The following is a 24100-nucleotide window of genomic DNA, read 5'->3' on the forward strand; positions in this document are numbered from 1 at the left end:
CGCTCAATGTCCTCAAAGAAGATAAACAGTGTTATATGTGGCTCTACTGCTCGGGCGCAGACTCGCCCGACGCTGCACTGCCGAATGTAAAGAATATCGCCTTGTACGACTATCAAAACAGTCGCGCGAGGGCATGCCCTGTTGCCTTCTTGGGGGATTACAGTGGTTATCTGCAAACCGATGGCTATGGTGCCTATGATGGTCTTCACCAGGTAACCAATGTTGGCTGCTTGGCGCATGCACGACGTAAGTTCATGGATGCTAAGAAGCTTCAAGGTAAAGGCAAGTCAGGCAAAGCAGATAAAGCGCTGGCTAAAATCCAGAAGCTCTATGGGATAGAATCCCGCTTAAAAGGTGCGACTGTCGAAACACGAAAAGCAGAACGTCAACAGCATGCCAAGCCGATATTGGATGAGCTGTACGACTGGATGACGTCTCAACAAGTAATAAGCTCTAGTCCATTAGGAAAAGCGATTAAGTATACGCTCGGCCAATGGCCGAAACTCATCCGCTATATTGATGACGGTCATTTATCTATCGATAATAATCGTGCTGAACGCGCCATTAAACCGCTGGTCATTGGCAGAAAAAATTGGTTATTCTCGAACACACCAAATGGTGCTGATGCGAGCGCGATGCTTTACAGCATCGTCGAGACTGCGAAAGCCAACGGCCTTATCCTCTACGACTACATGGTCAAGTGCATGAAAGAGCTCGCGAAAGCTGAGCCTGATATTGATGCGCTCTTACCTTGGAACTTCAAACATTAACAACATCGCCCCGTGGGTTCATGGGGCGCATACCNAAAAGCAGAACGTCAACAGCATGCAAAGCCGATACTGGATGAGCTGTACGACTGGATGACGTCTCAACAAGTAATAAGCTCTAGTCCATTAGGAAAAGCGCTTAAGTATACGCTCGGCCAATGGCCGAAACTTATCCGCTATATCGATGACGGTCATTTATCTATCGATAATAATCGTGCTGAACGCGCCATTAAACCGCTGGTCATTGGCAGAAAAAATTGGTTATTCTCGAACACACCAAATGGTGCTGATGCGAGCGCGATGCTTTACAGCATCGTCGAGACTGCGAAAGCCAACGGCCTTATCCTCTACGACTACATGGTCAAGTGCATGAAAGAGCTCGCGAAAGCTGAGCCTGATATTGATGCGCTCTTACCTTGGAACTTCAAACATTAACAACATCGCCCCGTGGGTTCATGGGGCGCATACCAACCATGGGAGATTTTGGTCGACAGTGTTGGATGAACGGCATCGATAAAAACTATCGACTCATCCTCGCCGCAACTTGCCTTTAGGGCTTCGTAAGCTGCGATGAAGGCTTGCTACTTTGTTTCATCAAACTTGTGTGGAATACCTTTTGGTTGCTTGTAGCTCAACCCATTGTGATGAAGCCATTTATTCATGCCTGAAACCGTGTAGCTAAGACCAAACTTCTCCTTAACATAAGCGACAATTTGATGAGTGTAGGAATAGGTATGCTCAGTCAAATGTTCGATAAGATGCATGGTTTGAGTCGCTGAAAGTTTGCTTGGGCTGCCCCCATTTTCAGGCTCAAGCTTTTCTGAAAGCATATAATCGCTGAGATGGCGAGCGACAGTCGATTCATGAATACGAAGGGCTTGAGAAATCATAGCCTGCCTCCAACCTTCAGAGGCAAGTAACACCGCTTTAATGCGATCGCATACTCGACTATCACGAGTATATATGATCAAAGCTAAATGTGATCGTCAAATCGATCGTGATTTTGATTGAATAACGCCCTACGCTCTCCCCCTGGAAGTAGGGGTAAGTAGAATTTCATTCTCGGCACATTCTATCTACTGCCAAGCTATCTATTTTAAAATTATCTCGCTTTAATTTTATTGCTAACTTTATCCTTGCGCCCCACCATACTTGTTAGGAAACAAATACTTAGCGACATAAAACTCAAAAATTTACTTTTTAAATTTCCTACGACCTGAAGACACAATAACAAAGCTTAAACCTCTACCTCATAATAAAAATTAGGCAGCTCAATTGTGCAGGGTCTTAAAATGGCAAGAATAACGTTTAATCGGGTCTATAGTTTAATAAGGGGTAATTCGACGCCAACATAAAAAGAGAAATTTATATGTTCCTACAATCAATAAGTAATTTTAGAGGGATTACCATCATTCTAATCGTCATGGGACATTCGTATACTTACGGACTATCGAGCACTGATGAGATTGGAAATATTCTAAAAAACATAATAACTGGAGGTACATCGCTCTTCGTTTTTATATCAGGTTATATGTTTTACCACGTCTTCTACAGTCGCTATGGCTACAGTAAATTCGTTCTTGGGAAATTTAAAAATGTTGGTGTGCCTTACTTGATTCTTGGAAGCATCGCCACCCTCGCTTTCTATTACCTTAATTGGGGTTACTTTAATCCTATTGAGAACATGGTTGATCCGGAAAGTGCATACCGCAATGGTGTATTGTTCGAACAGTCAGATCCAGACATCATCACCGCAATAAAGTATTTGTTTACAGGGCACTTCCTCACTGCCTATTGGTATATCCCCTTTGTTCTTTTGTGCTTTTTATCTGCTCCTATGCACATGCGTTTTATCAAATTAGCGCCTAGGTCACAGCTTACGGTTATTTGTTTACTTTCGATACTGTCTTTGTTCGTTCATCGAGCGATTGAAGGGACTAACCCACTCCAGTCTCTGGTGTATTTTACGCCAATATATTTGATAGGGATTAGCGTGTGTATGAATAAAGATAAGGTCACTGATTGCTTAAATAGTAAGACACTACTTCTGTTGCTATTTATCGTTGTCATGCTGTCTATTTATCAAAATTACACTGGTATCAATGGTAATTCACACAAGCCATTTTTTGAATACGATGGGATAGATGTTGTTTTTATTCAAAAGGTTGCCCTCATCTTTTTTCTGTATGGAACTCTTGAAAAATTGAGTTTTAAATCCAAATATTTAGACACTATTTCAGATACAAGCTTTGCGATTTTTTTCATCCACCCGTGGTTGCTATTGACCCTCGAAATCGCAGACGCTAAATATTTTGGTGGCACTTTAAAAAGCGACTTTAACATGACTCTCTACATAGGAATCTGCAGTGGAATTGTAGTCACATCCGTTTTGTGTGCGAAAATAATGAAGATGGTATTTCGAGGTAGCAAAAAAACAAGATACCTAATCGGGTATTAAATGAGCACACAATAGGCACCATATGCTTCTAGACGATACCTTTGAATGAAGTCATTTGTACTAGCTTGTTGTGGTTAAAATGCCGTATGGTACAAACGATAAAATGATAAATACTTACGGACTTGCCACAGAGGCTCTCCATTTTACACGAAAAGACTTACTATGAATTTTGAAATCAATGCACTGAAACACCACCAACTGGTCGAAGATGGTCAATTAGAAGGATGTTACATTCATCAGCCTGTACAGGGCAGCCTGCCAGATGATAAAGCGGTTTTAGCAGAGCGCCATGCGCTGGAAAATCTGGGATACAAGGTAGTGCAAGTTAAAGTGAAAGGCGGAACAACAACGTTTGCCGAAGCGATGCAAAAGTTCGCCAAGAAAACAGGTCATCAAACCAAGGACTAAGAAATTGGTTGAGATAAGCACCCTGCCAGTTATTAAGCCGGCAGGGTGTTTTTTATTTACTGACTCAGCTGCCGAAACTTCGGCAAACTCTTCACAAACCTCTGGTGTACATCCATATAGGTTTGCATATAGATTTCATCGATACTGTCACCACTCAGGAAGCTCGACGAGAAATCGACGTGCTTACGGTCAATCGACAATTTAGCGGCCTCGACAATATGAGCAATGAACATTCTAGGATCTTCTAAACCAATAGAGATACGCATTGTAGTCGGTTTGATGCCTGCTTCATTGAGCGCTTCATCGCTGAGTTCTGAATGCGTAGTCAGTGCTGGACACAACGCCACCGTGTTGGTTTGCCCTAAGCTCACTTGCATACCGATTGCGGGTTCAAGCATGTCGAAGAACTGTTTAAACCCATCACAATTGATAGGCGCACGCTCGCCGTTACCTTCCAAGTCGATAGTGAATAGTGCAGCAGGTAATCCTAAATGCATGTTGTTCTGGCAGTGCTCATAGTTATCACTGTTTGGTAAAGCTGGGCACGAGACATTGATGTCTGGGTGAGCATCAAAGATCTTCGCCAGAGTTAGAGTATTAATCGTTTTTTGCACCACACGCATCTCATAGGTTTTCATGCCATTGAGCACTTCAAACGCTTTGTCTGCATCTAAGAATGCGCCTTTAATGTAATACACATTCCAAAACAAGGTTTCGTTCCATGGGATTGTGGTCTCATTGCCGTTAGGTTTGATGAAAGAGACCTCTTCTCCTTTTGGCACAAACATAGTCTCGTTACGCCCAATCACAACCCCAGCAGTTGTGGTGCCAGCACCCGCCAGTTCTTTGGTGTAGGAGTGAATCACATAATCTGGCCTTTCCATCACATCACCACGTTTCAGTACTGGATGTAATAAAGGCGTGCCCACTGTCGAGTCAACAATCACATCCCAACCACGAGAGTGACCAACTTTGCTGATACTAGCAACATCCAACACGTACCCATGCGGGTTACACGGTGACTCTAGGTAAACGTAGATTTTCTTACCGGAAGTGAGACGATCTGCGTATTTATCGGCGACCTCATCTAAGCGAGTCGCAAACTCATCACCGGAGTAACCATCGACCCACTCTACCGCGATATTCAGATTCGACGGCTTGCCAAACCAATCTTCCAACAGCTGGTAAGAACCGCCGTAGATGTTGCGTGAAGCCAATACAATGTCCTCATGCCCAAGCAAGTGACTCAACAACCCATCAATGGCCGCCATGCCGGAGTTAAAGTTCCATGCGAGGTACTCATTGGCTCTTGAGCCGGCCTCTAGATCAACCATGTGGTTCGCCAGTGAAATTGATGTCGGGTTGAGAAGTCGAGAATAGATATCGTGCAGTGGCTCTTTACCGTTGAATGCGTCTTCAATCCATTCCGTACACGCAAACAAATAAGTCGCGGTACGCGTAATCACAGGGCTCGCGGCGAATATAGCGGCGACATTATCGAAGATAGGATACGCGCCTTTCGAGGCAAAGTTACCATTATTGGTGGCAATTGATTGGTAGGTGGCGCGCATTGGGTTTTGTAGGTTGTCGAGGATCTTAGCGATCTGGAATGACAAGAAGCGTTTCGCATTAAACCAAGCGATTCGGTCACTCTTGTCGAGTTCTGAGAGTCCATTAACCGTCAACGCCCAAAGGTCGTGTGTCTTAGTATTGGCTTTGTACAGTGTCGTCGCCAATTCAATCAGTGTGATGCCATAATCACTTTTTGGGTCGATACCAAAATGCTTGGCTTGCTCAATGGCAAGGGCTTCTGCTTGTTCGTGTTTGGTTGTTTTACGCAGCGGACTAAGTTGAGTTGAAGTATTCATAGTTCCTAAGTCATTCCATGTTTATTGTCCCTCTTTTAACTTTAGTTTTGCGCAGATGTTAAAAATTGCTATTTGGGAGCTAAGACATACACTTTGAGCAATAATATTGCCAAACCAAATTCAATATTGATGGAATATGCCAATGGACGAGATCGACAAGAAAATACTGGCTGAACTGCAAAACAACGCTCGGCTGACTAATCAAGAGCTGGCAGATCGAGTCGCACTATCGCCCTCCCCATGTTTGCGTCGAGTTCGAGCATTAGAAAAACAAGGGGTTATTCGTGGCTATCACGCTAGGGTTGACCAAGAAGCCTGTGGCCTACCGCTTAATGTGTTTGTGTTGGTCAAACTTGAAAAACCGACAGAAGAAAACATGCGAGACTTTGAGCGGCACATTGAAATAATTGATGAGGTGTTAGAGTGCTTTTTGATGACAGGCAATCACGATTACCTATTGCATGTGGTAAGCGAATCGCTCAAAAGCTATGAACAATTCATCCGCAAACAATTAACCCGCCTACCCAATATCGCCTCTATTGAATCAAGCTTCGCGTTTGGGCAGGTAAAGACAAAGGCCAAGCTGCCTATAAGGTAGATATTCCCCGGTGCATGCAGGGGGTACTGACTGTTACAACTCCATGCGGAGTTAACCATTCATCCGAGGGTTTCTGTATCCATAGAATAAACAAGACCATAAACAAGATATTTATCCTATATTTTTATATAGCCCCGAAAAATAATCTGGAAAATATTTAAGTATGACCAAGCTATCTTCAATAAGCCCCAAAGTGTTGATTGTACTCTTTCTTTTGCTCACGTCTTTGACGTACGGTGGCATCTCACTTTATGTGCTATCGAATCACAGTCAATCGACCGTAAAAAAATTGCAACGTGGTAACAGTAGCTTTGAGCTTGAGTCTGCCAAAATTTTTATGGAGAAATACCTCGAGGTTGCAGAAGACCGTATTATTTTGGCTTCTCAGCACCAAGGAGTTATCGACGCAGTATCGAGCTCAAATATAGAGCGCCTCTCATTTCACCTAGAAAGATTCAAAGGCCAGAACCAATCGATGCAATTTGCAGTGCGGGATCGAACTGGCCAGTTGCTGTTTGAGGATACATTTCGTCATCCGGCCTCAAAGCAAGAGCAAGCTATCTTTGATGCGATAGCGAGTGAAGAAGTCGATGACCACATCTTGTACCTTTTGCACGATGACACCAATCATATCTGTATCAAATTATTTATTCCCCTGCATCAAGTCGGTGATTTTACAGGAGTTTTATATGGTGAAACGGCTGTTGATTATAATGAGTTTTTTGGCACGTTTGTCACAAATAGAGAGCGTTGGTATGAACTTAGTCAAGTAAGCTTCCCGATCGCTTCTCTTATTAAAGCAAATGACCTAAATAACGTTAATTCACACACATCAGTTGAGAATAAATACAATGAAGAAGACTGGTTATTGACTCAAACAGCATTGAACAGAGGAGACTTGGTGTTAACCCAGGGGGTAAGCCGCTCTTTTGTTACTGATCAGCTATTCAGCTTGCAAAAGGAACTATTAAATGGGCTTTTGATTGTTTTAGCGTTCAGCTCTATTTTGGTTTTTTTGATGGGGCAAAAATTATTCGTTAACCCCCACCGAGAATTAGAAGGGTCGAAGAAGCTACTTGAAGATTCGAACAAACGATTAGCAGAACAAGAACGTGAAAGCCACCTTCTTGCAACGGTAGTCAAAACGGCTAGAGATGGCGTTGTTATAACCGATAAGCAAGGGCGCATAGATTGGGTAAACAGTGCCTTTGAGACAATGACAGGCTTTCGCTTAGACTCAGTGAAAGGGCTAAAACCAGGCTCCTTTTTGCAAGGGGAAGACACTTGTCTTGAAACAGCACGCCGGATAGGTTCAGCTGTCCATAAAGGTAATCAAGTTAAAGCTGAAATATTGAATTACGCCATCGACAAAAGGCCCTATTGGGTCGACATTGACATCGTACCTTTGCGTAACGAGGAGGGTGACGTTGAACGTTTTATCGCGATTGAACGCGATATCACGGATTTTAAGAAGCTTGAGTCGAAATTAGAAGAACAAGTAATTAAAGCACACCAAGCGAATGATGCAAAATCACTATTTTTGGCAACAATGAGTCATGAAATTAGAACTCCAATGAACGGCTTGCTTGGTATTCTGCAAATGCTTGTCGACGACTTAGAACATGAAGAGCAGAGAGGGGTGCTCCGATTAGCGCTAGGTTCAGGCGAGCACTTAATCGCTATTCTGAATGATATTTTAGACTTAGCCAAAATAGAAAATGACTGTTTGGAGATTGATCCGCATCCATTCAAAATGTCCGACATTACTAATCCCGTATTGAACACCTATCAAACCTTGTGCTCAGAGAAAGGTATTGGGTTTTCTTTGCTTGATGATAACAATGCCGCCTTTTCATACTTTGGTGATTCCGTTCGAATTCGACAGGTCATTCTTAATTTAGTAGGAAATGCACTCAAATTTACTGAAAGTGGCTCAATCAACGTCACCATCAAACCTCTGGGTAAGTCTGCAATTGAGTTTGCAGTAGAAGATAGCGGTATCGGAATCCCTAATGAGAGGCTGAGTTCAATCTTTAATCAATTTGAACAAGCCGATGTATCGACAACAAGAAATTATGGTGGCACGGGGCTAGGGTTAGCGATTTGTCATAAGCTTGTAACTATGATGAACGGCAAGCTTAATGTGAAAAGTGAACTGGGTATAGGAAGCCACTTCAGCTTTGTTATCGACCTACCAACGGTTGCGTCTGAGGATAAGAACATTTTAACAACGCAAGAAGTCGATCTGACTCCATTTAAGGTTCTAGTGACAGATGACAATAAGATGAACCGTATCATCGCCAACGGATTTTTAGATAAATTAAACATTGAGTGCATTACCTGTGACAATGGTTATGATGCTTTAACACATCTAGAAACGGGTCACTTCAACCTAGCGATTATTGATAACCACATGCCGAAAATGACTGGTTTGGAGACAGTTAGGAAAATACGACAAGCTGGACATGATGACCTTGTTATCTTTGGCTGGACTGCTGATATCATGCAAACATCTACCCAAGCTTTCATAGAGGCTGGCGCAAATGAAGTGTTAACTAAACCGTTGATTAAATCAGATCTTGTCGAAGCACTTTCTCGCTACCTCAACCATATTAAAGCGATAGATAGCGCAAGCTAGTCATCATTTGCTCTGCATTATTAATGTAATGCACATAGCGCTACTTTTACCCTACTTTTTTATAACCTCTAAGCAGCGAACTTAATCCATCACTCTCTTTCTCATTTAAGGTTTACTACGGTCTGTTGATCTTGCTAAATGTTGTTCGAGATACAATCATTTTAGGCGCGGCGAAAAGTACATAGTCTAGGGCGTGTTGATCTTTCGAACTGATTTTTGCAGCGAATTGCTGGGTATTTATACAAGGCAGAAGCGTCGATGTGTAGCTAGCCTACATGAGAAGCCGATAACGTAGTAGAAATGGCCAGCAAACGCTGCCCGAAGGGTTCGAGCTAGGCGCCCCTACCCGAACAAAATTTAACCACGAAAGGTCAACAGACCCTAGAAACTACAATAAGAATGAGGAAGGCGATTTACTTTATCCCAGCCGGACAACTCTATATTGGTCAATGATTTACGCTTCTCATTACACAGTGAAGCGATATTGATAATAGGCAACTGGCTACGAAACTGCGCGGTAAGTATGACCTTTTTATTTTCACTCAGGCTGTCTCGGCATTGCGCCAAAACCGCTTCGGTATCTAGCTGGTGTGCGTTCTCGATAATCTGGATATCAGCGTTCTCTTGATAGCACCCTATCAGCCAAGATACGGCAGCTTCTTCTAAGCTAGTGAGCACGATGACATCTTTTGTTGCCATAAGCTCGTGGAGTTCAAGCTCTTTTAGTTCAGTTTCCATAAATATTCTCATTCAGCAGCAAATACATTAAAGTCGATTGCCCAGTTTAGCCTGTGCTAAATGGTAGCCTCTATCTATCATCTCTTGTGAGCGATCAAACTCTAAGGTGCCACAGACATTACGTGGGATCTCAAGCGTAATATCGGCGGGGTAAGCGGCCAGTTTTTGACGAGCAATGGTCGATTGCATCGCATCAAACGCTTGGTTGGCAATGTCGTAGGCAGCAAAATTAAAGCTCATTTTACTTTTTACACTGCTACCGAGATTATCGATAAAGTGAACAACCTTCTCATGCAGGTTGCTCTCTTTTGTTGGTAGGGAAACCGGTATCGTTTCCTGTTGCAGCAATTCAGGTTCACCACCTAAGTTCACCGCCAGAGTAACGTCTGTATTATCTCCAAAGGTGGGCGCAATCGGTACGGGATTGAGCACTCCGCCATCAATCAGCGCTTCGCCCTTAATAACATGAGGTGTGAAGAACAATGGCAAAGAGATAGAAGCGCGAATGGCATCAAAAAGAGAGCCTGATTGCAGCCAAACCTCTTTTTCATCGGCGACGTTGGCAGCGACAGCGGTATAAGGGATAGGCAGCTCTTCAATTGAAATCTCACCGATCAGTTCACGTAGTGTGTCGATGATCTTGTCCCCTTTGAACATACCACTCGATTGCCATGAAAAGTCCAACATCATAGCCATATCCGATTGGTCGATACTGGTCACCCACTCTTCAAATTCATCCAACTTGCCCGCAGCGTAGACACCACCGATAAGTGCACCAATTGAACAGCCAGAGATGGATTTTATCTGATAGCCATGCTCCATTAACCAACGGATGATTCCAACGTGCACCAAGCCTCTTGCGCCACCACTGCCAAGTACCAATGAGATCGTTTTTGCCATCATATTAATCCTTTAGTTTTAAATTCTATGTGGGCTAACTCGCCGATTTACCAATTTACCAATTCGCAGTTCTCAGTTCTCCGTTCTCAGTTCTCAGCTCACTGAATCACTCTCAGTCCATACGGGTAATGAAGGTTTGCTCGTCATCGACAAAAGCCACGTAATCGCCGTGATAGATAAACACTCTACCTCGCCCTTCAACGATACACGCAAGCTGTGGGTTCAAATCTTCTTCAAGATCTTTACTTTGGTACGTGCCGGTATCAGTGATCACACCGCGGAGTGTCGGCAAAAATCCATAGCTGCGCTTGGCTTGATCAATCAGGCTCAATTCACTGGCGGTCGAGAAGTAAGCTGGGATTGGGCCAGCATCTTCGATAAACATCGTTTTCAGTTCTTCAAAAGCTGTAATCACTAGCCAGTCGATGCCGTTAACATGATGGATAAACATTGTTTATAAATACCTAGATTCTCGATAATTCTAATGCGGAGATTCTATCACTATCAAGTGCATAACGTGGGAGAAATTAAGGGACTACAAATAACCAGACACACACTATCTACAGAGTCTAATACTAGCCAACCTACTCTACGACTAATGTCTAACTAACTGAGTCTATTTGTTTTTTTTGGTTTGGTATAAGGTAATAACAACTAAATGTTAATAAATCTTTAATTATAAGTTGACATGTTGTTTGCGCTTCTGCGTGAGTAAATTACGTTTGTTGGAACAACACACCTCAGAGTGTGAAAGAAAGGAATCAAAATGAGCAGCACTTTAGAGTCGGTACATATACGAACAGATAAGCCTCAAGCCAACGAGGACGAACTCTCCTATGAACAACAACACAAACCAAGCTCAGAGTTTGACTCCCGAGAACAGTATTTAGAACACGAATTACAAATCATGTCGCCTAAGCGCTGGCGTCCAAACTTACCGTTTAAAGATTACCGATTTGAAATAGAAGACACCATCCCAGCGATGGCCGCGACCATTGGTAAAGTGGTTATGGTGGGCGCTATCGCAGCAACCTTTGCTGGAGCGCTCGGGTTAAATGAAGACTTCATTCTAGAAAACGTTCGTTACGAACTCCTTATCGCCTCAGTTTTCATCATCCTTTTCTCTGGCTTCTTACTACCAACCGCTAACCTTGCTGGTACGCATGGTCCACTCATTCCTTTAATCCCTATTGTTGTTGCAGCTGGTGGACACCCAATGGCCTTTGGCTTGCTGATAGGTGCTTTTGGCTTACTCTTGGCCATCAGTAAAGGTGGCAGCATGTTGGCCAACCTCACCAGTAAAGGCGTGTGTGGTGGTTTGTTGCTCTACCTCGGCTTTGTAGGAACCGCTTCCCAAGTTAAAAAGCTGTTCGCTTGGGCTGAGGGAATTGGCATGAGTCATATCGCTTTTGTCGTGATCTTTTGCACCATCATTTTGTACGCGTTATTGGAGCACTTCCGTAAGCGTTGGTTAGCTGTGCCTCTTAGCTGCTTACTGGGTGGTACGATCGCATTTGCTTTGGGTGCACCATTTGCTTTTCACACTGAGCCAGGCTTACCTAACATGAACCCTATGTATTGGTGGGGAGAAGATACAGGTTGGATGCTAGGCCTACCGACGATCGAACACTTCATGGTAGTACTGCCATTCGCGATTCTAGCGGTAGCGATGTGGTCTCCAGATTTCCTAGGGCATCAAGTATTCCAAAAAATCAGCTATCCAGAGCGTACCGAAAAAGTACACATGAATATTGATGACACCATGACCACAGCTTCAATTCGTCAGACGTTCGGTTCTCTGCTTGGTGGTACTAATTTTACGTCTTCATGGGGGACTTATATTGTACCAGCGGCGATTGCTAAACGCCCTATTCCTGCAGGCGCTTTGCTCACAGCTCTGTTCTGTATCATTGCGGCTGTTTGGGGTTACCCGATGGATCTCGCTATCTGGCAACCTGTGCTTTGTGTTGCGCTGATTGTTGGTGTATTCGTTCCGCTGCTAGAAGCTGGAATGGAGATGACGCGTGAGGGCAAAACAACTCAGTCAGCTGCGATTGTTGTGTTCTCATCAGCACTCGTAAATCCGGCATTTGGTTGGTCTATCACTATGCTTCTAGACAACTTAGGCTTAGTCGGTTGTAAAGAACGCAGCAGTGAACTGAGTAAGATGAGCCGCTGGGTACTGCCGGGCGTTATGTTTGTTGTATTAACAAGTGTGATGGCATTGGTTGGCCTTCTACCAGGCATTCCAGCGATTATCCCAAGCTTTCGTTAAGCTCGATTGATACTAAACTTCAATACAAAGGCCTCGCACACGCGAGGCCTTTGTTTTTCTATCAACGATTCCAACCACCCTACTTACTGACTTCACCGCTTTTATAAACGTTGTGTTGAACTGCTCAGGTTGCTCAAGCATTGAGAAGTGACCTGAGTCTTCAATGTAGTATATGCTGTAGTTTTTAATGTCTTTATCGCTCACTTCTTGACTAGCTGGCTAGAGACTCAAAAGCTACCAGCAGTTAATCCGTAATCAATTAACTCAGCTACCCGATATAACCGCTAATAAATCTAATTTCGACTCTGAATAGCTCTCTACGTCATGCAATGCAAAATATTGAAAGTGTAAATAACAATCCTAACACTTACAGAAAATGTAAACCGCCCCCTAACTAGAGTAAATAATCTATTGAGGACTCCCAACACTCAATGTTAACGTAGCTCCAACAATTCAAACAAATAAGTAACAAACGAACCATGAAGGCTTGCGATGAAAAAACGAACAATTGGTATCATTGGCATTGGTCCTCGCGGACTAAGCGTATTAGAGCGAATAGTAGCTCTATCGATAGACACTCCCTACCAACCATTGGAGATCAAAATTTTTGACCCAAACCTTCCAGGTTCGGGATGCCATGATGTCAAACAACCGAATCATTTGCTTGTCAATACTGTTAGTTCTCAAATTACAATGTTCGCCGACGAGAGTGTTAGTGAAGCTAGAAATGTGATTACAGGGCCTACTTTCTACCAATGGTTATGTGAAAGGCCACGAGATGAGTTGAGTCCAAAAGCAATATTACCGAACGAATACTACTCCCGTTCTCTTTTTGGTGAATATCTTAACTGGGTATTTCACTATCTTGTTGATATCTCAGCCCCTCACATAACGATAGACTATTTACCTCATGAAGTTGTTGATATCGATAAGTTAGATGACGATTCCTGGAATTTACGAGATGACCGAGATGTCCTCACTAATGTTGAATATATTTACTTAACAACAGGGCATACAAAACCCAAACATCTCAAGCTTGATACTGCACAAGAAATTACCAATCCATACCCAGTGAAAGATAAGCTAAAGCATGTATCTTCAGAGCAAACAGTTGCCCTCCAAGGCCTTGGGCTGACAGCTTGCGATATTTTGGCAGAGCTATCTATTGGGCGTGGTGGTAAGTTCATCCGAACTCAAAGAGGTAACCTAGAATATTCACCTTCAGGAAATGAACCAAAGATAATAGCGTATTCACGTACTGGCCTCCCTTTATCAGGTAGAGCTGAAAACCAAAAAGGAACATCTAAACAATACCATGCTAGATTCCTAACACCTTCAAAGGTTGCAAAACTTAGAGAGATGGGCTCGATCAACTTTATCAAGGATGTACTTCCTTTACTGATAAAAGACATGGAGTATGCTTACTACGAGAGCTACCTTAGCGATAAGAAAGGACTCATAGCCGCACAAAAATTCTGCAACCAATTCCTATATTCAAATCTGAATGAACAAAAAATTTTAGTTGCTAAAACAATTCCTATTGAAGATAGATTCAGTTGGGAAAAACTCGCTGCACCGATTCCCAGCTACGCACTTAAATCTCCAGAAGTTTATATCGCTTGGCTGATAGATCACCTTGAAGACGACATAAAAGAAGCAAAAAAAGGAAACATAAGCAGCCCAATAAAGTCTGCTAGCGATGTGTTACGCGACTTAAGAGACATAATTCGAGACGCTATCGACTTTAAAGGCCTTACCGAAGAGTCACATCGTTGGGTTGACTCTGTGTTTATTCCTTTAATGAACCGAATTGCTGTAGGCCCACCAAAGGAAAGAATTGAAGAGATGGTTGCTTTGCTGAAAAGCGGTGTGCTCAAGCTAAATCTCGGCCCCTCGCCAGAAGTGATGAGCTGTTCAAGTACTCATTTGATCACACTCAAATCAACGGTATGGCCTGAACTACAAGAGCAAGCCGACATAAAGATTCATGCAAAAGTGTCTATGCACAGCCCAAAGGACGATGGGACACAGCTCTGGGAAAACCTTCTAGCTAAACAATATGCAAGACTGTACTTCAATGGTGACTACCACCCTGGTGGCATTGATGTAACGCCGAACATGAATGTGATCAATGCCAACGGTATGGAGCAAATTAACATTTGGGCATTAGGCATGCCTACAGAAGGCAATAAATTTTACACCTTCATAGTGCCTAGGCCTGGTGTTAATTCTACGGCAATCGTCGATGCTGGTAGAGCTGTCAATACATTGTTTAAACAGTTGTCTGGAACCCAAACTGAAGGTAAAGAATATGCCACATAATAAACTATTAAACCGCAGCACCTTCGCTGGGCTCGCAGCAACACTAGTTGGGAATGGTATTGGCCGCTTTGCCTACATAGCATTAATGCCTGTGCTCATTCAAAGTGGGTGGTTATCAAGCGAAGATGCCTCCATACTCGGCGCAGCTACACTGATTGGCTATATTTTCGGAGCACCTGCTTCGAGCTTTTTACAAAGATATTATTCAACAGGCACACTCATACGTGCCTCTTTATTGCTAAGTAGCTTCAGTTATCTTGGTTGTGCCTTAAAGTCTGCCCCCTTTGAATGGTTTTTAACACTTAGAACTATTGCTGGTGTAACCGGTGCGATACTCATGGTACTCGCTCCCCCTGTGATCACCAGCCTTCACCCGCAAGAAATGAAAGCAAGAATCAGTGGCGTCGTGTTTTCAGGCATCGGTATTGGCGCGATGATTTCAGGAACCATCATACCTTTACTTATCTACCAAAGCGTTGAGAGTGCATGGTTAGGTATGGGAGCGATCGCTTTCGTTGCAACTGTCCTGACGTGGAACGCTTGGTCTCTTGAGGTTAAGCCAAACCATTGTGATAAAAGTCCATCGACGTTTGATGCCTTATCTAAGAATGAGCGTATCAGTGTTAGCTGTGTACTGTTAGCCTATACCTTCAACGCTATTGGCTATCTGCCTCATACTCTTTTCTGGGTCGACTATATTGTTCGAGAGCTAAAAATGAGTTTTGCGAGCGGTGGGTTTTATTGGGCTGTTTTTGGTATAGGAGCAGCGATTGGACCAATAGTAACCGGTATATTAGGTGATAAGTTTGGACTTAAAAAAGCACTATTAGCGGCGTTTACTTGCAAAACTGCCGGGGTTGCTCTTCCACTCTTAAGCACCAGTGAAACAGCACTTTTTGCTTCATCTTTGTTGGTCGGTATGTTTACGCCGGGCACCGTAACACTGGTATCAACCTACACCCTAGAAATCGTTGGGACACAACTCCATACGAAATCTTGGGGAGCAATGACAATGGCGTTTGCTATATCGCAAGGAATAGTCGGCTTCGTTATGGCTCACTACGCCCCTCAACTCACCAGTTATAACCTGTTATTTATGATCAGCGCGAGTGCACTGATTTTGTCGATACTCTGCATCGCATTTACATCAACCAAACAGCAGACATTAAACACTGCTCAAACAAGTTCTTAGCAAAGGAATCGCTCATGAAACTGTATTTAAACGACACCTCGCCATTCTCCAGGGCAGTGCTGGCAACGGCCTATTTATGTGATGCTCCAATGGTTCTTGAATGGGTCGACCCGTGGCAAACACCGAGCACATTGGTCGCAGTTAATCCATTTAGTACCATTCCTGTTCTAGAAACCAGTGATGGGGTTGCACTGACCGAGAGCTTAACGATCTGCGAGTTCCTCATGCAAGCATACCCAACAGAAAAGCTAGCAGCGACCAAGGCTAGCGACACTCAACGCATGTCGTTATTGGGAGTAAGTAAAACGTTGATGGAAGTAGCATTTCGATGCGCTGCATTGAGCCGCTTCGAAGCTGAGCAAAACGTGCTAACGATTAGGGGAAAGGAAGGTATTGAAAGAAGCGTTAAAGGGCTTATCAGGCAGTTGAAAAGCAATGATGATTTGCTCAAACCTGACTTCTCAACATTGTACCTACACATCGCATTAGATTACGTCTTATTCAGGCATGCTAATTTGCTTTCAGCAGAAGAGTGCGACATCCTCACGACTGCCTTACACAGTTCGCCTTTTAAAGACACATTGGCAACACTTAGCCTAGAGTCGCTTTCAAAAAAGCTTAACTATTGCGAATACAAAAATTCCTGATCGCTTTGAACTGCGTTGTGTTGAACAAGACTAACAAGGCCTCGCACACGCGAGGCCTTGGTTTTATCCATAGAATGATTACAACGGCCCTACTTCACTGACTTCACCGCTTTCATCAAGGTCGTGTCTGACCGGCTCTAGTAAACCAAAACCTCCCCCTCTAGCTCCCCCTCAAATGGAGTTCACCGGTCTCTTTAGATATACGAACGAGGGGGAGAACATTCTTTGTCGCTGGGCATTAGTTTTCTTTCTATTCATTTAGCCAGGATCCTATCGATGATAAAAATCAACTAATCCCCAAGCACATTGAGTAATGTACATGAAATATAAAAAGTTATCCGTAAACCCTAATTAAGACCTTAGAGTAATGCTTCTTCCATGTCATATGTGAATCAGCAAACGAAGTGCAATTGATATTAACGACTTTTTTGGCATCCGTTCTGATAGGGTTATAACCCGCAGGGCTACTTAAACCTAAATTTGCGCCTTGATATAAATATTTAAGAACATAGTCATTACGGCTGTAACAATTATATATTTTACCATCGACAGCATTTGATGCAGCTAACCACATTTTATCACTATCATCTCTAGAGACTGCTGCTCCCAACAGAATAACATCATCAACAAACCGCTCCCTTTTTGAAGACAAAGCATTAAGAGCATAAAAAATAACTCTACAACCGAGAGAGTGACCAACAAGCCTAAATTTCTTACCTTCACACCTTGCTATTATGTCTGCGAGCAATGCCCCCGTGTTTTCTGCATATTTCATTGCCGTATGCCATGGGTTTGTAACTACGTCACTTAAGATTAGTGCAGGAGCTAAAGGACCTAATTTTTTAGCTAACTCTTTTCCACCTTTTTGGGCTGCTTGGAACATTGCTTGCTGCCCAGCTTGTTTTGCTGCACCTTTACCTAAAGCGCCTCCTATCTTTAACATCGTCTTAGATCGCCATGCCACCCCATGCAGAGTATCATTTGGGTAGTATTTCCGATGTTCTTCCTTCCAGTCCGAAAAAGTTAGTTCATTCTCTTGGGTGAATCCGTTAACAAATATCGTTATAACGTCATCAGAACCTTTGTCGACGGTATGAATATTGAAGCTCTTATCTTCTTTTAGATAGTTATGCGACACAACAGCCCCAAGGGTTCCCCCAAGAGCTATACCTGCTGCAGATATCACTGCCGTACCGGTTGCTACAGATCCACCGAGAGCAGCTAAAGAAGCAGAAGTTAAAGCTGCACCATTTAATGTTGCTATGGCAGTACCAGTACCGGCTGTTCCTAATAATCCCATCTTCCCTAGAGCAGCTGCAATTGGGGCTGATGCAGTACCGCCACTGAAAACAGTAGCTGCAATCGCAGCAGCGGCACCAGCGGTAGTACCTGCATAAATGCCAGCTTTTACATAATTGGTTTTAGTCTCACCAAAAATACTTTTGAAGTTCGAAATGTCATCCAACTTTTCATTAAGCTTTGAGAATGGTGGGATACTCCCATCATGCTGCGCACAAAACTCTTCATTCCAGCCTGCGAATATTTTTTTCATCTCTCCTTTAATATCAAGTAGACCGTTTTTTTCGAGGTCTTCGATTATTTTTTGATTAAGTGCTCCTTTTGCCATTTCTCTGCATTTCAAGGCTCTACACTCTAACGAGTGGTTTAAGCAATTCGAACACTTATACACGTTACGATGAATGAGATTCTTTTCATTCAGCGTGTGAGTTGTTTTCTGATAACAATGGGAACAGTAAGAAGTAAGGGCGGACATAGCGATCACTTAAAGTAAATAAGACTTCTACATTATACAGAATAGTATTCCAAATTAAAGCGCTCGTGTTCAAGAACTTCATAAGTTCAACTGTATCCATGACTTTATATCTGAGATGTCAAACTCATTGTAAGAACTCCCCTAAAACCTTAGATAAAACAAAAAGGCCTCGCACACGTGAGGCCTTAGTTTTATCTATAGAATGATTACAACCGCCCTACTTCACTAATTTCACCGCTTTCATCAAGGTTGCGTTGAACTGCTGCGGTTGCTCTAGCATTGGGAAGTGGCCTGAGCCTTCAATGTAGTAAATACGGTAATCCTTGATGTGTTTCTTGTTCGCTTCTGAGTCCGTTGGCCATAGGCGAGCGTTAACCAATATTACTGGCACATTCACGTTCTCATACACGCGGTGAGCTTCGCCTGTCACGTATTGTCCTAGATAATGACGGAACTGGTTTATCGCGATAGCTGGCGGTGCTGATGTCATGTCTTGCGTTACCCAGTAAAGTAAATCTGCGTCTACGTCTTTTGGTAGCGAGTCTTTCACGAACATAGTGATGCCCGCTTGGAAGTCTGCTTCAAACGGTTTGGTCATTGCATCTAAGTCGCTTTGTGATACCGCAAGTGCGACATTTTGAGATGTGTCGACACCAATAATGCCCTTCACTCTTTTTGGCATTAGTCTAGCGGCTTCTGCAATAACACCACCAGCCATGGAATGCCCGACTAAAATGACGGATTCGAGTTGCTCTTTGTCGATGACGGCTTTGATGTCTTCAGCGAACGCAACCATGGTGTACTCTTCACGATTGAACGATGAGTTACCGTGCCCTGCTAAGTTCATAGTGATCACTTGGTACTGCTTTGAAAACTCACTCACTTGGTTTTACCAAAGCCTGCTGTCTAAGCTCCAACCGTGAATGAAGATCAGCGCTGTATCCCCACTCCCACTTTTGCCATACGCAATTTGCTCACCATCGTGAGATATCGCAATACCGTACTCAACCGTTGAATCATGAGCCATGGCATTAAAGCTACCAAGTGCCATGAATACCAAGAGTGCGATGTTTAAAATTAAACGTTTCATAGTGTCTATCTACTTACTTTAGAAGGAACACAGAAAGCGCCCCTCTCAATCAATAGAGCTACTATAAAGTGTGAAGTTGTAGACGGGTCAACAAAGAATATGGGTATAGCAAAAATTAAGCACAGAACTAAGAAACTAAAAGTGAAATATGAAGCCACCAAACCAGTACTGACAATTAAGTCATTAAGGTTTGATGTTTTTATATATAAAAGATGAACTTATCGAGATCGATCAACTTTGAACCAAATTAAATATGGCACTATCTGCTTAATTTGAAATTAACCAAGCGGTTCAAAAATATGGTAGAAACTGTTCACAATCCAGATCAGTATATGTACGACTTCCGCCACCTCATTACTCACAGCAGGAAAAAAATCGGTATCTTAATTGGAGCTGGGGCTCCAGTAAGTATAAACGTCGGGGACGAAAGCAACTGGAAGTCTCTCATTCCTGATATCAAAGGCCTAACAGAGATAGTCGAAAGTAACTTAGAAGCAGAAAACAAAACAGCATTTGACTCCCTAGTTGCCGAGTTAGGTGACAAAAATATTGAACTAATTCTATCGAGAGTTCGTGCATTAGCCGCAGTTATTGGCAGCACAAAAATTCATGGTTTGGATAGCGTCGGTTATGAAAAATTGTCAGTCATAATCTGCCAAGTTATTAAAGAGGTTGTTAGCCAAGGATTACCAGAACAAGAAAACCCTTACAGTCACTTAATTTCGTGGGTTAATGGGATTAATAGAGATTACGCAGTAGAGCTTTTCACTACCAACTATGACCTATTACTAGAAGAAGCCATGGAACGTTCTCGTACCCCTTATTTTGATGGTTTTACAGGGTCAAAATCTGCTTTTTTCGATCCTTCGACTATTTCGAGTAATGATCTACCTTCTAGGTGGATTAGGCTATGGAAACTTCACGGCTCTATTAACTGGTCACGAAACCCAAAAGGCGAAGTGATTCGCCTTCAAGGTGAAGAAGATGGGAGTATGGTTTATCCATCTCATATTAAATATGATCAAACTCAAGCAGCACCTTTTTCCTCAATGTTTGAGAGATTGAAACGCTTCCTCCTTGAACCAGATTCTTTGTTGATAACAACTGGCTTTTCATTTGCGGACGCACACATTACCGCTAAGTTAGACGAATGTTTATCTGAAAACCCTTCCTCTGCAGTTATAGCCCTACAATATCAAAACTTAGCGAGTGAAGAACCTGCCGTAAAAGTAGGTCTAAAGAGACCTAACTTAAGCATTTATTGCCGTGACGGTGCTGTTATAAATGGAGTGAAAGCTAAGTGGAAGATCGGTGAACTACCCAGCAAAAATTGGAGGGTAATTAGAGATGAATATTGGGAAGATAGTCAATTTACCTTAGGCGACTATGTATCCTTAGCTCGATTCTTAGCGGGATCTGGCGGAGGTAAATCATTATCCTTACAAGAAGAGGAAGAGCTCAATGAATAGTAAGCCAACCTACCTCGGTAAGGTAATATCTGTTTATGGCTCATCTGTGAGTATTGAGCTCACTCCAAATGTGAGATCGGGACTTCTGATGATTGAAGGAAAGGCTCATAGAATAGGTCAAGTAGGTAGTTTTGTACGAATTCCTCAAGGATACAATAGTTTATTTGGATTAATTTCTGAAACTAATGACACTAGCCCAAATCCAGATTTACATCATGTATCTTCCGAGCGAAGGCTCATAAAAGTGGAGCTAATTGGGGAGTCTGTTGGATCAGATTTTGAACGGGGTATTTCTCAATATCCTGCAATTTACGATGAGGCACACCTAGTAACAGAAAGTGATTTGAGGACTATCTACGGCCATAACGAACTTGGTCAAGTAAATATCGGTAAGCTTTCAACTTCAGATAGCATAGATGTAAGCATTGATTTAGATAAGTTGATCAATAGACATTCTGCAATATTAGGTTCTACAGGCTCAGGAAAATCAACAAGCGTCGCTAGTCTTTTAAGGTCAATAGTAAACAAGCCTGACGGGCAGTTACAAACACCTTCATCTAGAATAATCCTGTTTGACCTCCATGGAGAGTACTCCTCTGCTTTAAGTGAAATATCTGAAGTATTTTCAGTTATGCCATCAGATGGCGAGAATAGCTTAATTATTCCATATTGGTGTGTTAATCCGGAACGACTTATTGAGTTCTTGTGTGGTCAGAATGAACCTCTTAAGAATAAATTTATAGAGCTAATAATATTTGAGAAACAACAGTTCGTTGAGAAGAATCCTGGATTGGATATAGATAAAGATAAGATTACACAATATACCCCACTACCATTTAATCTCCGAAAAATTTGGGGACGATTATGTTTTGAAGACAGGGTTACATGGCAGGAGAAAGAGCAGGAAACCCCCGCATTTAAAGATGGTTCAGAAGGTGACTATAGTAAGCTAATTGCTCCTGTATTTAACCCTCCGGCAACTGGAGCCAACCCACCGTTTAAGGGAGGGAATAATATTTGGAACAAGCAATTAGAGCTAATGAGGACAAGGTTACTTGATAGCCAATATGATTTTTTCCTATCTCCCAATGAATGGAGCCTTACAGAAAACTATTCTTTAAATAAAGATATTCCAGACTTGCTCAGTCAATGGCTTGGTCACGATAAACCTATCACTGTTATCGATCTATCCTTGCTTCCGTCAGAAAGGTTAGACCTCCTGCTCGGATCATTACTAGATATCTTGTTTGAAAGCGCTTTATGGGGGCGCAATCATGATGAAGGAATGAAGACTTATCCACTACTACTCGTTATGGAAGAAGCGCATAGATACTTATCTAATGAATCCAATGGTTTAACAAAAAAGATGGTCAGAAGAATAGCTAAAGAAGGCCGTAAGTTTGGAATTGGCTCAATGTTAGTAAGCCAAAGACCATCTGAAATTGATGAAACTATTCTTTCCCAATGTGGAACTCTATTTTCATTGAGAATAAGTAATTCGACCGACCGCTCCAGAGTAAAAGCAGCAATGTCTGATGGCTTATCAGGAATAATCGATTCATTGCCAATCTTGAGAACAGGTGAAGCAATTGTCACCGGGGAAGCGGCAAGATTACCGATGAGGTTCAAATTCAGGCTACCTAAAGAAGGACAGTTCCCTAATAGTAGTGACCCTGAAGTATCTACAAATTGGGCAAGAAAATGGAGTTCAATGAACTTCGATAAGCTAACTCATAGCTGGCGAACACAAAACCCAAAGAAAACTAACTAAGTTGGAGAAACATATGGAAAGAGTAGCCGTATCATCAAGTAATTTGGTCTCTGTTGGTTACGATGCTGAGAGCATGACCTTAGAGGTGGAATTCAAGAATGGAATTTACCAATATTACGATGTCCCAGAGTATATTTATGATGAATTAATGAGTGCAGCATCAGTTGGCTCTTACTTACACCACAATGTCAAAAGCACCTTTAGTTATTCTGAGATATAAATGGTAAGAAGCACAGTGACTACTGAAAAATTGCATCTAATGGAGCAAGATACAAGTTTACTCAAAAATGAACTTGAAGAGCTTATTGGAGAATGGCTACAAAGATTACATCATGCGCAAGTTGGTCATTATATTACGTCGGAGTCGTTATATAAGAGAGCTGATATTTCTGGATATGCACTAATTGTTAGCTCAACGATTGTAACTGCAATGTTGTTTCTTGATACTGGTGGTTATCTGAAGTTATTACTTATACTTATGAGCATACTTTCAGCAACATTATCAGGTGTTGTATCATTTGGTCGTTTTGCGGAAAAAGCTGAACAGCATAGATCTGCCGCTGGTTCTTATGGAAAGCTACGTAGGCAATTAGAGAAGCTAAATAAGACTACAGGTAAACTAGGATATAGCGAGCTAGATGCGAAATTGAAAGTGTTACGCATAGAGTGGGAATACGTGTCTCAGAACGCGCCATTAACACCGCGTTCAGCAATCGATAAGTTACATGCGGAAAAGAAAGCTTAACCAAACAATAGAATACGATATATAGACTGTTCAAATTTTTAGTTTAAGTCGTGTATGTTTATCCCAATACGAGTAACAACCTACTCTAGTTCCAGCAAACAAAAAGGCCTCGCAATTGCGAGGCCAACTCCAACTCACTTGAGTTTAAACTGCTTTAGATCACATCCAAACTCACTAGCTTGCTGAAATTTCGTAAGCGCTCCATAAAACCCGCATTCTAATCGCCTAGCGCGAAGAATAAGATCAAGTCTCCAACCATGAGGAGATTTGAAATGGGAAAACGACACACTAATCAAGAATGGCAAACGCTCATCGCTCAGTCTGAATCGAGTTCATTGTCAACGCTTGCATTTTGTAAGCTTAATGAACTCAATCCCTCGACGTTTTATGCTAAGCGCCAGCAACTCAAAAAAGCAGATGTCTCTCAAGGCTTTGTACGG

20 protein-coding genes and 4 pseudogenes are annotated in these 24100 nt (G+C 42.5%); 15 read left to right on the forward strand and 9 right to left on the reverse strand.

The annotated features are described in order from the left end of the window. Nucleotides 1–770 (forward strand): IS66 family transposase (locus L1D11_RS20670; RefSeq protein WP_239862714.1); only part of this gene is annotated, 770 nt, incomplete at its 5' end. A 39-nt stretch (nt 771–809) separates the two neighbouring features. Further along, nucleotides 810–1202: pseudogene (locus tag L1D11_RS20675) on the forward strand (transposase); the annotation flags it as partial. A gap of 32 nt (nt 1203–1234) precedes the next feature. On the opposite strand, the pseudogene L1D11_RS20680 reads toward L1D11_RS20675, so the two are convergent. Continuing rightward, nucleotides 1235–1738, reverse strand: a pseudogene (locus L1D11_RS20680) (IS630 family transposase); the annotation flags it as partial. Nucleotides 1739–2136: 398 nt separating this feature from the next. On the opposite strand from L1D11_RS20680, the gene L1D11_RS20685 reads away from it, so the two are divergent. Further along, nucleotides 2137–3225 (forward strand): acyltransferase, encoded by a 1089-nt coding sequence (locus L1D11_RS20685; protein ID WP_239833479.1) that lies wholly within the window; start codon nt 2137–2139, stop codon nt 3223–3225. A gap of 162 nt (nt 3226–3387) precedes the next feature. Beyond that, entirely contained in the window at nt 3388–3633 is a 246-nt protein-coding gene (locus L1D11_RS20690) for a hypothetical protein (protein WP_239833480.1), read from the forward strand. 56 nt (nt 3634–3689) lie between these two features. Here L1D11_RS20690 and L1D11_RS20695 read toward each other — a convergent pair whose 3' ends face one another. Next, nucleotides 3690–5501 (reverse strand): PLP-dependent transferase, encoded by a 1812-nt coding sequence (locus L1D11_RS20695; protein WP_239833481.1) that lies wholly within the window; start codon nt 5499–5501, stop codon nt 3690–3692. Between the two features lie 142 nt (nt 5502–5643). On the opposite strand from L1D11_RS20695, the gene L1D11_RS20700 reads away from it, so the two are divergent. Beyond that, the gene (locus L1D11_RS20700) at nt 5644–6099 is read left to right on the forward strand and encodes an Lrp/AsnC family transcriptional regulator (RefSeq protein WP_239833482.1); all 456 of its coding nucleotides are present in this window, start codon (nt 5644–5646) and stop codon (nt 6097–6099) included. A gap of 475 nt (nt 6100–6574) precedes the next feature. Next, nucleotides 6575–8737 (forward strand): ATP-binding protein, encoded by a 2163-nt coding sequence (locus L1D11_RS20705; protein WP_239862716.1) that lies wholly within the window; start codon nt 6575–6577, stop codon nt 8735–8737. 381 nt (nt 8738–9118) lie between these two features. Here the strand turns inward: L1D11_RS20705 and L1D11_RS20710 are convergent, their stop codons facing one another. From L1D11_RS20710 to L1D11_RS20720, 3 genes are all read right to left on the reverse strand, one after another. Next, nucleotides 9119–9487, reverse strand: a complete 369-nt coding sequence (locus tag L1D11_RS20710; protein ID WP_239833484.1) for a hypothetical protein — start codon at nt 9485–9487, stop codon at nt 9119–9121. A gap of 15 nt (nt 9488–9502) precedes the next feature. Next, nucleotides 9503–10375 carry a patatin-like phospholipase family protein gene (locus L1D11_RS20715; protein WP_239833492.1) on the reverse strand — a complete coding sequence of 291 codons (873 nt, stop codon included), beginning with the start codon at nt 10373–10375 and terminating at the stop codon, nt 9503–9505. 112 nt (nt 10376–10487) lie between these two features. Continuing rightward, a complete protein-coding gene (locus tag L1D11_RS20720) occupies nt 10488–10826 on the reverse strand; it encodes a hypothetical protein (RefSeq protein WP_010441305.1) in 339 nt (112 codons plus the stop codon). 315 nt (nt 10827–11141) lie between these two features. Here L1D11_RS20720 and L1D11_RS20725 point away from each other — a divergent pair, with 315 nt between their 5' ends. After that, nucleotides 11142–12650, forward strand: a complete 1509-nt coding sequence (locus L1D11_RS20725; protein ID WP_239833485.1) for a DUF3360 domain-containing protein — start codon at nt 11142–11144, stop codon at nt 12648–12650. A gap of 84 nt (nt 12651–12734) precedes the next feature. Here L1D11_RS20725 and L1D11_RS20730 read toward each other — a convergent pair. After that, a pseudogene (locus tag L1D11_RS20730) lies at nt 12735–12857 on the reverse strand (alpha/beta hydrolase); the annotation flags it as partial. 285 nt (nt 12858–13142) lie between these two features. On the opposite strand from L1D11_RS20730, the gene L1D11_RS20735 reads away from it, so the two are divergent. The 3 genes from L1D11_RS20735 to L1D11_RS20745 are packed head-to-tail and all read left to right on the forward strand — an operon-like array spanning nt 13143 to nt 16811. Beyond that, nucleotides 13143–14972 carry an FAD/NAD(P)-binding protein gene (locus tag L1D11_RS20735; RefSeq protein WP_239833486.1) on the forward strand — a complete coding sequence of 610 codons (1830 nt, stop codon included), beginning with the start codon at nt 13143–13145 and terminating at the stop codon, nt 14970–14972. Further along, a complete protein-coding gene (locus L1D11_RS20740) occupies nt 14962–16164 on the forward strand; it encodes a YbfB/YjiJ family MFS transporter (RefSeq protein WP_239833487.1) in 1203 nt (400 codons plus the stop codon). Before L1D11_RS20735 ends, L1D11_RS20740 begins: the two co-directional genes overlap by 11 nt. Before the next feature lie 14 nt (nt 16165–16178). Next, complete coding sequence (locus L1D11_RS20745; RefSeq protein WP_239833488.1) at nt 16179–16811, forward strand: glutathione S-transferase N-terminal domain-containing protein; 633 nt, start codon at nt 16179–16181, stop codon at nt 16809–16811. Between the two features lie 334 nt (nt 16812–17145). On the opposite strand, the gene L1D11_RS20750 is transcribed toward L1D11_RS20745, so the two are convergent. The 3 genes from L1D11_RS20750 to L1D11_RS22795 all read right to left on the reverse strand — a co-directional run bounded on the left by L1D11_RS20750 (nt 17146) and on the right by L1D11_RS22795 (nt 19675). Continuing rightward, nucleotides 17146–18438 carry a DUF726 domain-containing protein gene (locus L1D11_RS20750; protein ID WP_239833489.1) on the reverse strand — a complete coding sequence of 431 codons (1293 nt, stop codon included), beginning with the start codon at nt 18436–18438 and terminating at the stop codon, nt 17146–17148. Between the two features lie 364 nt (nt 18439–18802). Beyond that, on the reverse strand, nt 18803–19468 hold the full coding sequence (locus L1D11_RS20755) for an alpha/beta hydrolase (protein WP_345772751.1): 666 nt from the start codon (nt 19466–19468) through the stop codon (nt 18803–18805). Nucleotides 19469–19474: 6 nt separating this feature from the next. Next, a complete protein-coding gene (locus tag L1D11_RS22795; protein ID WP_345772752.1) occupies nt 19475–19675 on the reverse strand; it encodes a hypothetical protein in 201 nt (66 codons plus the stop codon). 299 nt (nt 19676–19974) lie between these two features. On the opposite strand from L1D11_RS22795, the gene L1D11_RS20760 reads away from it, so the two are divergent. From L1D11_RS20760 to L1D11_RS22800, 5 genes and pseudogenes are all read left to right on the forward strand, one after another. Further along, nucleotides 19975–21144, forward strand: a complete 1170-nt coding sequence (locus L1D11_RS20760) for an SIR2 family protein (protein ID WP_239833490.1) — start codon at nt 19975–19977, stop codon at nt 21142–21144. Further along, complete coding sequence (locus tag L1D11_RS20765) at nt 21137–22915, forward strand: ATP-binding protein (RefSeq protein ID WP_239833491.1); 1779 nt, start codon at nt 21137–21139, stop codon at nt 22913–22915. The genes L1D11_RS20760 and L1D11_RS20765 overlap by 8 nt, the downstream gene beginning before the upstream one ends. 13 nt (nt 22916–22928) lie before the next feature. Then, nucleotides 22929–23135, forward strand: coding sequence for a KTSC domain-containing protein (locus tag L1D11_RS20770; protein ID WP_239862718.1), 207 nt, complete (start codon nt 22929–22931; stop codon nt 23133–23135). A gap of 15 nt (nt 23136–23150) precedes the next feature. Continuing rightward, nucleotides 23151–23660, forward strand: coding sequence for an SLATT domain-containing protein (locus L1D11_RS20775; RefSeq protein WP_239834240.1), 510 nt, complete (start codon nt 23151–23153; stop codon nt 23658–23660). A gap of 272 nt (nt 23661–23932) precedes the next feature. Beyond that, nucleotides 23933–24100: pseudogene (locus tag L1D11_RS22800) on the forward strand (IS66 family insertion sequence element accessory protein TnpB); the annotation flags it as partial.

Origin of the sequence: Vibrio sp. Isolate32 (genome assembly GCF_022397955.1) — a bacterium.
Classification (GTDB): Bacteria; Pseudomonadota; Gammaproteobacteria; order Enterobacterales; family Vibrionaceae; genus Vibrio.